The sequence below is a fragment of the Gemmatimonadaceae bacterium genome (genome assembly GCA_020851035.1).
GTDB lineage: Bacteria > Gemmatimonadota > Gemmatimonadetes > Gemmatimonadales > Gemmatimonadaceae > JACMLX01.
This window is the reverse complement of the sequence record JADZDM010000031.1, coordinates 1-14,801: the sequence shown is the minus strand read 5'-3', so window position 1 is coordinate 14,801 and position 14,801 is coordinate 1. Positions and strand designations below refer to the sequence as shown.

Genomic DNA, 14,801 nt, shown 5'->3' with positions numbered 1-14,801 from the left:
GACGTCAGTGCGGAAAGGCCAGGAAGTACAGCAGCAGGGTGTTGACGGTGAGCAGCAGCAGGGCGGTGGGGACCTGGACGCGGATCACGGCGTAGCGGTCAGGCAGCTCCAGCAGGGCCACCGGCACGAGGTTGAAGTTCGCCGCCATGGGCGTCATGAGCGTGCCGCAGAAGCCGGAGAGCATGCCGATGGCGGCGATGATGGTGGGATCACCATGAAGCTGCGTCACGAGCAGCGGAAGCGCGATGCCGAGTGTCATGACGGGGAAGGCGGCGAACGCGTTACCCATGAGCATCGTGAGGAGGGCCATCCCCACGGTATAGGCCACCACCGGGAGCAGCGGGGCGCCGCCGGGGATGGCGCTGGCGGCGAGGGTCGAGACGACCTTCCCGACACCGGCGGCGGCGAAGACGGCGCCGAGGGCGGCCAGGAGCTGCGGCAGCATCGCCGCCCAGCCCACCGCGTCGAGCAGCCGCCGGGCCTCGGAGAGTGGAGCGGCGAGCGGCGGCCGGAGCATCACCAGGCCGAAGGCAAGCGAGAGGATGGTGGCCACGCCGAGCGACACGAGCGTGACCTGCTTCGCGTCCACCAGCGGTGCGCCACCGATGGTGATGTGGCCGATGGTGGCATTGGCGAGCAGGGTGAGTGCCGGCACGGCGAGTGCGGGCAGGAACAGCCGGTTGCCCCACGTCCGCGCGCTGGCCGTGCGCTCCGCCAGCGTCGAGCCCTCGGCACCGCCCGACTTCACGCCGCGCAGGCTCGCGACGGCCACCATCGCGAGGATGAGCACCCCGTTCGCCAGGTCCGGCAGCCAGGTGCCGAACAGGAACGAGAGGCTCCACAGCCCCCAGAAGGCGGCGTTCGCGCGCCGATTGGGGTTGGTGCGGTCGCGGAAGTTGATGACGGCGGTGGCGCCCGTGAGGAGGCCCATCAGCCGGTAGAGGAACTCGAGGGTGATCACGTGCGGCGACCGCGGCGCGCGGCGAGGCGGCGGTCGAGCAGCAGGAGTCGCGCACCGTGGATCACGAAGGCCGCGATCGCGGTGGGAATTGCCCAGACGGCCAGCTCGGTGGGCAGCACCCGGATGCCCGCCTGCTCCATCACGCCCTTGATGAGCAGGATGGAGCCGATGGCGATGAAGATGTCCTCGCCGAAGAAGACGCCGACATTGTCGACGGCGGCAGCGTGGGCGCGGATCTCCTGACGGGTGGCCAGGTCGAGATCGGGGACGTCGCGCTCGGCGGCACCTTCCGCCATCGGCGCGATGAGGGGCCGGACCATCTGCGGATGACCACCGAGGGAGACGAGGCCGAGGGCGGCGGTGGCCTGGCGCAGGGCCAGGTAGGCCAGCAGCACGCGGCCGGCGGTGGCACCCTGCATGCGCATGACGACGTCGCGGGCGCGCTCCTTGAGTCCCGCGCGCTCCAGCAGGCCGATGATGGGGAGCACCAGCCAGACGATGGCGACGTAGCGGCTTTCGGTGAAGGCATGTCCGAGCGTGCCGAGGGTGCGCAGCGCGCCGAGGCCGCCGGCGATGCCGGTGACCAGGCCGGCGACCGTCACCACCAGCAGCGGGTTGACGCGCAGGGCGAAGCCGAGGACGACGACGAGCAGTCCGCTGAGGACGAGCATGGTCCGGTGGTCAGGCGTGGCGTGCGGCGTGCGGTGCGCGCACGTCGATGCCCGCCGCGTGCAGGGCGGCGCGGATGCGGAGGGCGAACTGCTGGGCGCTGCGTCCGTCGCCGTGGATGCAGATCGTGTCGGGGGTGACGGGCACGTGGCTGCCGTCGATGGCCACGATCGAGCGGTGCTGCACCATGCGCAGGGCGCGCTCGGTGGCCAGGTCGACGTCGGTCACGAGCGCCTGCGGGTGCGAGCGCGGCACGAGCGTGCCGTCGGGCTGGTAGTGGCGGTCGGCGAACACCTCGCTCACCACTCGCAGGCTGCAGTGCGTGCCGGCATCGATGAGCGCACTGCCCGAGAGGCCGAAGAGCGCGAGCGACGGATCCACGTCGCGCACCGCGCGGGCGATGGCATCGGCGAGGTCCTCGCGCACCGCCGCCATGTTGTAGAGCGCCCCATGCGGCTTGACGTGGCGCACCTGCGTGCCGGCGGTGGTGCAGATCGCCTGGAGCGCCCCGAGCTGGTAGGCCGTGTGGTCGTACGCCTCCTGCAGGCTGATGGCCATGTCGCGGCGCCCGAAGCCGGCGAGGTCGGGGAGCCCGGGGTGGGCACCGATCGCCACGCCGTGGGCGGCGGCGGCGGTCACGGTGGCGCGCATCACCGAGGGGTCACCGGCGTGGAAGCCGCAGGCCACGCTGATGGATGTCACGCAGGGCAGCACGGCGGCATCGTTGCCCATCGGCCAGGGGCCGATGCTCTCGCCCATGTCGCAGTTCAGGTCCACGTGTGTCATGTCAGGCCTCGAGGAACCTGTGCCGCATGGCGGCACGGGCACCGGAGATGTTGTGCTCGCGGGACCGGTAGAGCGACTGCGCGGCGTCGAGGGACACCGGTGCGAAGCGCAGGTCATCACCGGGCCGCAACTGCGCGAGGAGGGGCAGGTCGACGGTGATCACGTCGCCGATGCGCGGATAGCCCCCGGTGGTCTGCCGGTCGGCCATGAGCACGATCGGTGCCCCACCGGGGGGCAGCTGGATCGTGCCGGCGGTGACGCCGGAGGAGAGCATCTCGCTTGCGGAGGTGAGGGCGAGCGGCTGCCCGGTGAGCCGGAATCCCATGCGGTCGGAGTCGGGGGAGACCCGAAAGGTGTCGCCGAGCAGCAGGTCGCGCGACGCGTCGGTGAGCAGGCCGTGCTCCGGACCGGGAATGATCCGCAGCGTGGGCGTGTCAGTGTATGCAGGGCGGATGCTCATGCCGGCGCTCCAGTTGGCGACCACGCGGCTGCGGGCATCGAGTTGCGCGGCGATGCGGGCGCCGAGTGCCGTCGGTGGGCTCAGGGCGAGGCGGTCGTCGCGGCGGAGGGGGCGTCCCGCCAGCCCGCCGAACGCGGCGCGCAGCGACGTGCCGCGGCCGTCGAGCACCTGCGGCACATCCACGCCGCCGGCGAATGCGATCGTCGTCCGGCATCCATCGTGCAGCACCAGCAGCGCGCCGCGGGGAGCGAGGAAGGGGCGCCAGCCGGGAATCGGGGTCGCATCGAGCGAGGCGGTGATGTCGCGGCCGGCGAGCGCCACCAGCGTGGGTGCGGTGAACTGCAGCGCGATCCCACCGAGCGTGCACTCGAGTGCCGCCGCATCGTCGTCATTGCCGACGAGCAGGTTCGCGACGCGGTGCGCGACGGGATCCATCGCCCCTCCCACCGGCACGCCGATGTGCTGCCACCCCATGCGCCCGAGATCCTGGACGGTGGTGAGCAGGCCGGGCTGCCGCACATGCACCGTCACGCGGGACGCTCGCGCTGCTCGCGGAAGGCTGTCGGCGTGATGGCGGTGAAGCGCACGTGATCACCGGCCAGCAGCAGCGACGGCGCGTCGCGGGTGGCCGCGAACAGCGTGCGCGGCGTGCGCCCGATGAGGTGCCAGCCGCCAGGGGAGCTGAAGGGATAGATCCCGGTGTTGCTGCCGCCGATGCCGACGCTGCCGGCCGGCACCGCAGTCCGCGGCTCGGCGCGGCGCGGCGTGTGCAGCGAGGGGTCGAGTCCCTCGAGGTACGGGAAGCCCGGGAGGAAGCCGACCATGGCGACGATGTACGCGCCCGCCGTGTGCGTGGCCACGATCCCGTCGGCGCTGGTGCCGTGCAGACTGGCGAGCTGGTCGAGGTCGGGGCCGAATTCGCCGCCGTAGCAGACGGGGATGATCACCGGCTGGCGCGGCGGCTCGGCGGTGACGACGAGTGCATCGACCGTGGCCGCGAGGTAGTCGCGGAGCGCACCGAACGTGATGCGCATGGGATCGTAGTGCACGGTGAGCGTGCGGATGGCGGGCACGAGGGCCGTCACCGCGGCGGGCGCGTCACACCGGAGCTGTGCCTGGAGGCACCGGATGAGGTCACGCGACGCTGCGCCATCCGCCTCGGGCACCTCGAGGGTCAGCGCGCGGTCACCAAGCGGAATCACGGAGGTCTGGGGCACTGTCCGGACAACATGTACGGGGTACGGGGGCGCCGCCATCGGGCGGGCACGCCGTGCACTGGCGGTGCTGGTGCGGTTGCAACGACATCATGCCGTCGCGCGGATGCGCCGCGCCGCGTGTGGGTCGATGCCGGACACCTGTGTCGGGGTAACCGGTTACGCCGCTCACGGAGAAACGGCTGGCGCGTATCATCGTCCTTGCCAGCACGTCGGCCCCCCGGCTTCATTTCGGCGTGCCTGCCGGGGTAGCCGGCCTGCACGTTCGTGTGCCAGACACCTTTTGCCAACGCCCGGAGTAGCCGGCATGGCCGTAACGACCGACCCGTTCCTCGTCGATGCGACGGGGCCTCGTCCCGTGTCACCTCCGGTGGCGCGCTGCAATCCCATCCGCACACGCGCCGACTGGGACCGCATGCGGGCGGAGTGCCTGGCAGACCCGGGAGGGTTCCACGGCGCGATCGCGCAGCGAGAGCTGCACTGGTTCAATCCGTCGCTGGGGGCTCGCGGCGGCTGGATCACGTGGGACGACGCCGCGACCGCCTGGACGGGCTTCGATGCGGAATCCGGCGCACCGATCACGCCGGCCCTGCCCGCGGGGTACGCACCCTGGTCGCGCGCATTCAACGCCGACGCCGCACCGTACTTCACCTGGTTCGACGGCGGCCTGACCAACGCCGGCTTCAACGAGGTGGACCGGCACGTCCTCGCGGGCCACGGCGACGAGGCCGCGCTGATCTTCGAGGGCGACCGCTGGGACATGTCGCTCGATGGCGGGCGCGGCGGGCCGCTGGAGTGCTACCCCGTCTCGCGCCGCAGCCTGCTGCTGGAGTCCGCGAAGTGCTCGATCGCGCTGCTGGCCCTCGGCCTCCGGCGCGGTGACCGCATCGCGCTGAACATGCCGAACATCCCGGCGCAGCTCTACTGGACCGAGGGGGCGAAGCGCATCGGCGTGGTGTACACGCCGGTGTTCGGCGGCTTCAGCGACAAGACGCTGAGTGACCGCATCCACGATGCCGGCGCGCGGGTGGTGATCACCGCCGACGGCGGCTATCGCAATGCGCAGATCGTGCCGTTCAAGACGGCGTACACCGACCCGGCGCTGGACGACTACGTGCCGATGGCGTCGGCGCGGGCGGTGGTGTCGGCGACGCTGGCGACGCTGGCACTGCCGGCGGCGCAGGTGGCCACGGTGCTGGCCACGATCGACGAGACGCTGGCCGGCGAGATCACGGTGCAGCGCAGCGACGTGATGCGCGGCGTGGGCCGCGCGCTGCAGTCGCTGTCGGATGCGCACGAGCTGAATGCGAGCGACGCGAGCCGGGTGCGCACCGCGATCGCGGCGGCCCTGGTCTCGACACCGCCGCGGGTGGACACGGTGGTGGTGGTGCGCCACAGCGGCATCGAGGACATCGTGTGGCGCGGGGAACGCGACCGCTGGAGCCACGAGCTGACCGACGCGGCGCTGGGCGTGATCCTGGCGGCGGCGCGGGAGGCCGGCATCGACGTGGCCGACGAGACGGCACTGCTCGCGCTGCCGGATCGCGACTTCGTGCGGGCGATCTGGGCCGCCAGTGCGCCCGCCCCGCTCGACGCCGAGTTCCCGCTCTTCTTCATCTACACCTCGGGCTCCACCGGCAAGCCGAAGGGCGTGGTGCACGTGCACGGCGGGTACACCGCCGGCATCGCGCACAGCATGCGGGTGGCGTTCGATGCGACGGCCGGCGACGTGATGTACGTGGTGGCCGACCCGGGGTGGATCACCGGCCAGAGCTACATGATCTCGGCCGCCCTCACCACGCGCGTGACGAGCGTGTTCACCGAGGGGGCGCCGGTGTTCCCGCACGCGGGGCGGTTCGCCTCGATCATCGAACGGCACAAGGTCAGCATCTTCAAGGCCGGTGCGACGTTCCTGAAGGGGATCATGCAGGACCACCAGAACGCGGCCGACGTGCGCCGGTACGACACGTCCACGCTCCGCGTCTGCACCTTCTGCGCCGAGCCGGTGTCGCCGGTGGTGCAGCAGTTCGGGATGGAGCTGCTGGCGCCGTGGTACATCAACTCGTACTGGGCCACGGAACACGGCGGCATCGCCTGGACACATTTCTACGGCAATGGCGACTTCCCGCTGCGGGCCGACGCGCACACCTACGCGCTGCCCTGGATCCTGGGCGACGTCTGGACCGAGTCGGCGCCGGGTGATGCCGAGCCGACGGCCCCGCTGACGCCACACCTTCGCGCGGCGCCGGGTGGCGTGCCGTTCCGGCGCGCGGCGCGCGGGGAGAAGGGTGAGATCGTCATCGCCGCACCGTATCCGTACCTCGCCCGCACCGTCTGGGGTGACAGCGAGCACTTCACGGTGGACGGCCACCGCGTGGCGGCCGGCTGGCAGGGAGACGTGGCCCGCTGGACGAGCACCTACTGGACGCGCTGGCAGGGCGTGTGGGCCTACACCCAGGGGGACTTCGCCGTCCGCCACGACGACGACTCGTTCTCGCTGCACGGCCGCAGCGACGACGTGATCAACGTCTCGGGGCACCGCATGGGCACCGAGGAGATCGAGGGGGCCATCCTGCGCCACCGGCAGCTCGATCCCGACTCTCCGGTCGGCAACGTGATCGTCGTCGGGGCGCCGCACCGGGAGAAGGGGCTCACGCCGCTCGCCTTCGTGAAGCCCACCGCAGGGCGCGCGCTGACGCAGGACGACAAGCGCCGCCTCTCGGAGCTGGTGCGCTTCGAGAAGGGGGCCGTGGCCGTGCCCAGCGACTTCATCGAGGTGCGCCAGTTCCCCGAGACGCGCAGCGGCAAGTACGTGCGGCGCATGGTGCGCGCCCTGGTGGAAGGGGCGGACGTGGGCGACGTGAGCACGCTGCGGAACCCGGAGTCGATCGAGGAGCTGCGCGCGGCGATCGGCACCTGGCAGCGCCGCCAGCAGCTCTCCGACGAGCAGCAGCTGTTCGAGCGCTACCGGTACTTCCGCGTGCAGTACAACACGCTCGCCGCCGGTGCCAAGGTGGCGACGGTGTACGTGACCAACCCGCCGGTGAATGCGCTCAACGAGCGGGCCCTGGACGAGCTGAACATCGTCGTCGACCACCTCGCGCACCGCGACGACGTGAAGGCGGTGGTGTTCACCGGTGACGGGACCTCGTCGTTCGTGGCCGGCGCCGACATCCGCCAGTTCCTCGACGAGATCCACACGCTGGAGCAGGCCCGCGTGCTGCCGAACAACGCGCAGCTCGCCTTCCGCCGCATCGAGCGCATGGGCAAGCCATGCATCGCGGCGATCCAGGGCGTGGCGCTGGGCGGCGGGATGGAGTTCGCCCTCGCCTGCCACTACCGCATCGCGGAGCCCTACTCGCAGTTCGGGCAGCCGGAGATCCGGCTCCGGCTGCTGCCGGGGTACGGCGGCACGCAGCGGCTGCCGCGACTGCTGGCGGCGCGCCGGGGCAGTGATGGCGTGCGCGACGCGCTCGAGCTGCTGCTCGGTGGGCGCAACGCCGACGGTGAGGCGGCGCACGCGATGGGGCTCGTGGACGAGCTGAGTGACGCCTCGGGTGACGTGCTCTCGGCGGCGCACGCGCGGGTGCGCGAGTGGTATCGCAGCGGGCGCGCGAGTGCGCTGGGCCAGGCGCACACGGAACGCCTGCGCCAGGTGACGGAGTGGAACGGGCCGGGCGTGGAGGACCTCGACGTCGTGATGCTCGACGGGCACCTGCAGCGCATCCTGCAGCAGCTGGCGTGGGCCGGCCGGCAAGCGGCAGGCGCGCGCGTGATGGATGCCGTGCGCACCGGCTGGCAGCGCGGGCTGGATGCAGGCCTGGCGCGTGAGGCGGAGCTGTTCGCCGAGGGGGTGGTGGATCCCGAAGGCGGCAAGACCGGCATCCGCCAGTTCCTCGACAAGCAGAGCCAGCCCCTGCCGATCAAGCGCGACGGCGTGCGGCTGGTGGCCGAGCAGGGCGACTTCATCGCGGCGCAGCGGGAGGCGGGCGCGCTGCTCCCCGTCGGCGCGCCGTTCTATCCCGGCGTGACGCCGATTCCCGCCTGGCAGTTCGCCTTCGGCGTGCCGAAGGACCAGGCCACGGGCGCGCCGCGGTTCGGCGCACCGGCCGTGGCGGAGCAGGAACTGATCGTGCCCGTGGGCACGCCGGGGGCGATGGAGGCACTCGTCTACGTGCTCGCGTCGGAAGTGAACTTCAACGACATCTGGGCGATCACCGGGATCCCGGTGTCGAGCTTCGACAACCACGACCTGGACGTGCAGGTCACCGGCTCCGGTGGCCTCGGCCTGGTGGCGGCGCTTGGCAGTGATGCCAAGGCGGAGGGGCGGCTCAAGGTCGGTGACCTGGTGGCGATCTACAGCGGGCAGAGCGACCTGCTCTCGCCCCTGGCGGCGCGCGACCCGATGTACGCCGACTTCTCGATCCAGGGATACGAGACCGATTTCGGCAGCCACTCGCAGTTCATCGTGACGCAGGCGCCGCAGCTGCACCCCGTGCCCGGCGACCTGACGCTGGAGCAGGCGGGATCGTACATCCTGAACCTCGGCACGATCGTCCGCGCGCTCTTCACCACGCTGAAGATCGAGCCGGGGCGCACGATGTTCGTGGAAGGGTCGGCGACCGGCACCGGTCTCGAGGCGCTCAAGACGGCGCTGCGCAGCGGGGTGCAGGTGACCGGGCTGGTGTCGAGCCCGGAGCGGGCGGCGGCGGTCCGGGCGCTGGGGGCCCATGGCACGCTGGACCGGCGCGACCCGCGCTTCTCGTCGCTCTTCACCGTGGTGCCGGAGGACGAGGCGGCGCGGCAGGAGTGGGTGGCGGCCGGCGCGGCACTGTGCGACGAGTTCCGTGCGCAGAACGGCGGGCGCCTCGCCGACTACGTCGTCTCGCACGCGGGAGAAACGGCGTTCCCGCGCAGCTTCCAGCTGCTCGAGCAGGGCGGCGCACTGACGTTCTACGGCGCGTCGAGCGGATACCACTTCACCTTCGTGGGCAAGCCCGGCATCGCGTCGCCGGAGATGATGCTGCGCCGTGCCGGCCTCCGCGCGGGTGAGGCGGTGCTGGTGTACTACGGCCCGCGCACCACCGAGCTGGTGGATGCGACGGGGCTCGAGATGATCGAGGCCGTGCGTGCGCTGCGCGGCCGGTGTGTGGTGGCCGCGACGACCGATGGCCAGCGGGAGTTCCTCCAGTCGCTCGGCTTCGAGGACGCGATCGCGGGTGTCGTCTCGCTGGAGGAGGTGTCACGCCGGACCTCCGACTTCGAGTGGCCGGAGAGCATGCCGCGCCTGCCGGATGCCAAGGTGCAGACGGAGGTGTTCCGCCAGGCGGTGCGGGACTTCCAGGACAACACGCTGAAGCCCTTCGGTGCCGCGGTGGGCAAGGTGCTGCGCTCGCCGGACAACCCGCGCGGGGCGCCGGACCTGATCATGGAACGCGCCGGCCACGACGCGCTCGGCGTGTCGACCTCGCTGGTGAAGCCGTTCACCGGCCGCGTGGTCTATTGCGAGCAGATGGAGGGCCGGCGCTACGCGTTCTACGCCCCGCAGGTGTGGACGCGGCAGCGGAAGATCCTCATGCCAACCGCCACGATCCTCGGCACGCACCTCACGAACGCCTACGAAGTGACGCGCATGAACGACATGATCGCGGCCGGCTTCCTGGAGATCACGCCGCCGACGGTGGTGCCCTGGCACGAGCTGCCGGTGGCGCACCAGGCGATGTGGGAGAATCGCCACGCCGGCGCGAACTACCTGGTGAACCACGCGCTGCCGGCGCTCGGATTGCGCGGCAAGGATGCCCTGCTCGAGGCCTGGGCGGCCACGGAGCACGACTCATGACTGCACTACACGGGGGAACGTTGACACAGGTGGCGACGGGAGCGGAGACAGCCGCGACGGGACGTGCCGGCCGGCTGGCGGGGAAGGTGGCGCTGGTGACCGGCGCCGCCGGGAACCTCGGTGGGCACATCGTCCGCCACTACCTCTCCGAAGGGGCCACGGTGGTGCTCACGGGGCGCGACCTCGATCGCGTGGAGGCGGCGCGGGCGGCGTGCGTGGAGGCGACCGGCGTGCCGGACGCGCAGGCCTCGGTGGTCACGCTCGACGGCGCTGATCCCGCGTCGGTGCGCACGGCGATGGCTGCCGCCATCGCGCGGCATGGGCGCCTCGACATCGTCGTCAACAACGCCGGGTCCGCCGGCCCGCGCCAGCCGCTCCGCCGCGTGCCGATCACGCGCGAGGAACTCGCAGCACTGCAGGCCGAGGGGGCCACCGACAGCGAGACGGTCGGTGATGCCATGCGCAGCATCCTCGGGGTGGCGTGGCACGTCGCCAACGCGGCCGCGAAGGTGATGCAGCCGGGCGGGTCGATCATCAACATCTCGACGATCTTCTCGCGCACCGAGTACTACGCCCGCTCGCCGTACGTGGTGCCCAAGTCGGCGCTGAACGCCCTCTCGAAGCAGCTCTCGTTCGAGCTCGGTGACCGCGGCATCCGCGTCAACACCGTCTACCCCGGCCCGATCCGCTCGGAGCGCATCCAGTCGGTGTTCGCGACCATGGACACGATGCGCGGCGACGACCCGGGCACCACGGCGACGACCTTCACGGGACTGATGTCGCTGAAGCGCGCCGGCGAGGACCCGGCAGCCGGCCGCACCTTCCCGATGCCGAAGGACGTCGCCAACACCTGCGTCTTCCTTGGCAGCGACGAGTCGGCGGCGTTCAACGGGCACGACTTCGAGGTCACGCACGGCATGTGGGTGCGGAAGGAGAGCCGCAGCGAGTTCGTGTCGCGGCCGACGATGCGCACCGTGGACGGGAGCGGGCTGGCCGTGCTGGTGGCCTGCGGCGACCAGCTCGAGGATGGCCTCGCGGTGGCGCGCCTGCAGGCGGAGGTAGGCGCGGCGGTGCTGCTGGGCGTGCCGACCGACGATGACGTGGGGGCCCTCCGCTCGCTGCTCAATGGCAATGGACTCGACTCGCGCATCCGCGTCGCCCGCTTCGACCGTTCGGTGCCGGAGACGATGGAGCGCGCGCTGGCCGAGGGACCGGCCGGCGGCGGCGCCGTGCACGGGGCGATCATCATGCCCGCGTACGGGCCGGAGCGCTTCACGGGACTGGTCTGCGAGGCGGGCGACGACGACATCCAGGAGTTCATCGACCACGAGCTGACCGGGGCCGTCGCCCTCGCCCGCACCCTGAGCCGGTACTGGAGCGGCCGCACCGACCTGCCGCGCAACCCGCGCTTCGTGATGATGTCGAACGGCAGCGACGGGGCGTGGAACTCGTACGCCGACATGCTGCGCGCCGCGCTCGAGGCGCTCACCCGCGTGTGGCGTGACGAGACGAAGGTGGACGTGAAGCACGGCCGCCGGCAGTGGATCGAGTGGGGGAACCAGATCATCCGCTACGGCAACAACGAGCCCGAGAACCGGCGCTTCGCCGCCGGCCAGGCGGCGCGCCTGATCTGCACCGACCGGCGCATCCCGCAGGTCAACCTGTACATGCCGAAGTCGATCGTGAAGGCGACCGGCGCCAAGCGCGCGATGCTCGGCTTCATGGAGAACCTGACCGGGCTGCACCTCGGCAAGGTGGCGCTGATCACCGGCGGCTCGGCCGGCATCGGCGGCCAGGTGGCGCGCCTGCTGGCGATGGCGGGCGCCCGGGTGATGCTGGTGGCGCGCCGCGAGAGCGAGCTCGAGGTGATGCGCGCGCAGATCGTGGGCGAGCTGGAGGACGTGGGGTACAGCGGGGCCGAGCGGCGCGTGCGCACCATGGCCGGCGTGGACGTGGGGGACGTGGCCACGCTGCGCCTCGCGGTGGATGGCACGCTCGCCGCGTTCGGGCGGATCGACTACCTCATCAACAACGCCGGCGTCGCCGGCGCCGAGGAGATGGTGGTGGACATGTCGCTCGACGCGTGGCGCTACACACTGGATGCGAACCTGGTGTCGAACTACGCGCTGCTCAAGGAAGTGGTGCCGGTGATGCGGAAGCAGGGCAGCGGCTACATCCTGAACGTGTCGAGTTACTTCGGCGGCGAGAAGCACCTCGCGGTGGCGTACCCGAACCGGGCCGACTACGCGGTGAGCAAGGCCGGCCAGCGCGCGCTGGTGGAGTCGCTGGCGCGCCACCTGGGCCCGGAGATCCAGATCAACGCGATCGCACCGGGCCCGGTGGATGGTGACCGACTCCGCGGCCTGGGCGGCAAGCCGGGGCTGTTCATGCGCCGCGGTCGCCTGATCCTCGAGAACAAGCGCCTCAACGCCGCACACTCGGCGGTGATCCGCGCGGTGCGGCGCGGGATGCGCGTGGAATCGACGCTCGAGCACCTCGCGGCAAACGACGTGGTGCAGCTCACCACGGACCTCGACGTGCCACACGAGCTGCGCGAGCTCGCCAACCAGTGCCGTGCCGAGGCGGCCGACGGTGCGACGTGGGGCGACTACCTGATGACGCCGTCCATCGCCGAGCGGCTGCTGGCCCGACTCACGCTCGGCGGGCTGTTCCTGGATTCCGGCGACTGGACGCCGCCGACGGCCGCGCAGTGGCTGCGTCGCCTGCCGCCCGAGGACCTGCCGTTCCTGCCGCCGTCCTCGATCGAGCGCGAGGCGGAGAAGGTCAACAAGGGCGTGATGTCGCTGCTGCACCTGCGCCGCATGCCGACCGAGGTGGAGGTGGCGCTGGCGACGGTGTTCTTCCTGGCCGATCGCGCCGTGAGCGGCGAGACCTTCATGCCGTCGGGTGGCCTCAACCTCGAGCGGTCGATCACCGAGCGCGAGCTCTTCGGCAGCGCGAAGCGGGAGCGGCTCGACCAGCTCCGCGGCCGCACGGTGTGGCTGATCGGCGAGCACCTCGTGCCGCACCTGGCGGAGGCCGCACGGCAGCTGGCGGAGATCTGCAGCGTGGGGAAGATCGTGCTGCTGACGCGCACGCTGCCCGGTGCCGATGCGATCGAGGCCGCCATCCCGCGCGAGCTGCGCCGGGTGCTGGTGAAGATCCCGTGCGGCGACGACATCGAGGCGGGGATGAACGCGGCGCTGAAGCAGGCCGGTCGCCCCACCACCGTGATCTCGACGCCCTTCGCGCCGCTGCCCGACCTGCTGTTCGGGCGCGACGGCGAGGTGCTGGATGCGGCGGCGTTCAAGGAGCTGGTGGACGTGAACCTGACGCACCACTTCCGCGTGGCCCGCAAGGCCTCGATGCTGGACGACGCGCAGCTGGTGCTGGTGTCGCCCGACGTGCCCGCCGGCGGCGGCGGCGAGGTGTTCTCGCTGGCGAACTTCGTCAAGAGCACGCTGCACGCCCTCACGGCCACGCTGGCGGTCGAGAACGAGCGGCTGGTGAACGACGTGCCGGTGAACCAGATCAACCTCACGCGGCGCGTGCGGAGCGAGGAGCCGCGCAACGAGGAGGAGACGCTGGAGGAGGTGCGGCGCTTCGCGCGGGCCGTGCTGCTGGCCGGCGCACCGCTCCCGGATGCGGAGGACTCGCGCTACCGGTCGCGGATCTATCGCGGCATGGCCATCACGGTCTGAGCCGCGCGACGGTGTGATCCGGTGGCCCGGCGCCCCGGTCCCTGCAGGGGCCGGGGCGCCGTGTCATCGGCCCTGCGGCCGGTCGCCGCGGCCGGGTCGGACTAGATTTCCGCATGGCGCCGCCGCAACCGCAGGCGCGCCCGGTTCACCATTCACCAGTCCTGCAATGTCCGGCCACGTGGACGACCTGCTCGAGTTGCTCGACCTCGAGCCGCTCGAAGTCAACATCTATCGCGGGCAGAATCGCGACATCGGCACCGGGCGCGCGTTCGGCGGGCAGGTCTTCGCGCAGGCACTGGTGGCGGCGCGACGCACGGTGGAGGGCGCGCGCGAGGCGCACTCGGTGCATGGCTACTTCATCCTGCCCGGCGACCTCGAGGCGCCGATCGTCTACTTCGTGGACCGGCTGCGCGACGGCAACAGCTTCACCACGCGCCGGGTGACGGCCATCCAGCACGGCCAGGCGATCTTCAACCTGTCGGCATCGTTCCAGGTGGCGGAGACCGGGATCGAGCACCAGGAGCCGATGCCGGCCGTGCCGCCGCCGGACAAGCTCATCACGGAGCTGGACCTGATCCGCGAGATCGCGTCGCGCATCCCGGAGGCGCTGCGCCCGGTGCTCACGCAGGAACGGCCGATCGACTTCCGCCCGGTGGATCCGGTGGACCCGTTCGATCCGCGGCCGCGGCCACCGGTGCGGCACGTCTGGTTCCGCTCCCTGGGCGCCGTGCCCGACGAGCCAATCATGCACCAGGCCGTGCTGGCCTACGCCTCGGACCACGGATTGCTCGGCACCGCGCTGCAGCCGCACGGCCTGTCGTTCCGCTCGCCGGGCATGCAGCTCGCCTCGCTGGACCACTCGGTGTGGATGCACCGCCCGTTCCGGGTGGACGAGTGGCTCCTGTACTCGATGGACAGTCCGGTGACCGCCGGTGCGCGCGGCTTCGTGCGCGGCAGCATCTACACCCAGGACGGGACCCTCGTTGCGTCCGTCGCGCAGGAAGGGCTCATGCGGCTTCGCTCCAGCTGACCGGCGGAACAGCCTCAACGCAAAGTAGCTGTGTTGAAAGTCAAGCCACTGGCGGCGCTGGCGCGAGCCAGCGCTGTTGTGTTTTCGCCATGGCGTTCAGGATGATGAGCAGGTGCCGCATGCACGCCGTCAGCGCGAGCT

Annotated in this window: 8 protein-coding genes; 3 read left to right on the top strand and 5 right to left on the bottom strand. The window is 71.4% G+C overall.

Annotated elements, in window-relative coordinates:
• Positions 1 to 4 precede the first annotated feature (4 nt).
• The 5 genes from IT355_19870 to pxpB are packed head-to-tail and all read right to left on the bottom strand — an operon-like array spanning position 5 to position 4,093.
• Positions 5 to 961 (bottom strand): DUF979 domain-containing protein, encoded by a 957-nt coding sequence (locus IT355_19870; GenBank protein MCC7055540.1) that lies wholly within the window; start codon positions 959 to 961, stop codon positions 5 to 7.
• Positions 958 to 1,632, bottom strand: coding sequence for a DUF969 domain-containing protein (locus IT355_19865; GenBank protein MCC7055539.1), 675 nt, complete (start codon positions 1,630 to 1,632; stop codon positions 958 to 960). Before IT355_19865 ends, IT355_19870 begins: the two co-directional genes overlap by 4 nt.
• Positions 1,633 to 1,642: 10 nt before the next feature.
• Entirely contained in the window at positions 1,643 to 2,416 is a 774-nt protein-coding gene (locus IT355_19860) for a LamB/YcsF family protein (protein MCC7055538.1), read from the bottom strand.
• 1 nt (position 2,417) lies between these two features.
• Positions 2,418 to 3,407 carry a biotin-dependent carboxyltransferase gene (locus IT355_19855; GenBank protein MCC7055537.1) on the bottom strand — a complete coding sequence of 330 codons (990 nt, stop codon included), beginning with the start codon at positions 3,405 to 3,407 and terminating at the stop codon, positions 2,418 to 2,420.
• Positions 3,404 to 4,093 (bottom strand): 5-oxoprolinase subunit PxpB, encoded by a 690-nt coding sequence (gene pxpB, locus IT355_19850; GenBank protein MCC7055536.1) that lies wholly within the window; start codon positions 4,091 to 4,093, stop codon positions 3,404 to 3,406. The genes IT355_19855 and pxpB overlap by 4 nt, the downstream gene beginning before the upstream one ends.
• Positions 4,094 to 4,397: 304 nt before the next feature.
• Between pxpB and IT355_19845 the strand changes: the two genes are divergently transcribed.
• From IT355_19845 to tesB, 3 genes are all read left to right on the top strand, one after another.
• Positions 4,398 to 9,929: an AMP-binding protein gene (locus tag IT355_19845; protein MCC7055535.1), complete on the top strand. Its 5,532-nt coding sequence runs from the start codon at positions 4,398 to 4,400 to the stop codon at positions 9,927 to 9,929.
• Positions 9,926 to 13,630: an SDR family oxidoreductase gene (locus IT355_19840; protein ID MCC7055534.1), complete on the top strand. Its 3,705-nt coding sequence runs from the start codon at positions 9,926 to 9,928 to the stop codon at positions 13,628 to 13,630. Before IT355_19845 ends, IT355_19840 begins: the two co-directional genes overlap by 4 nt.
• A 166-nt stretch (positions 13,631 to 13,796) precedes the next feature.
• A complete protein-coding gene (tesB, locus tag IT355_19835; GenBank protein MCC7055533.1) occupies positions 13,797 to 14,660 on the top strand; it encodes an acyl-CoA thioesterase II in 864 nt (287 codons plus the stop codon).
• Positions 14,661 to 14,801: the final 141 nt, after the last annotated feature.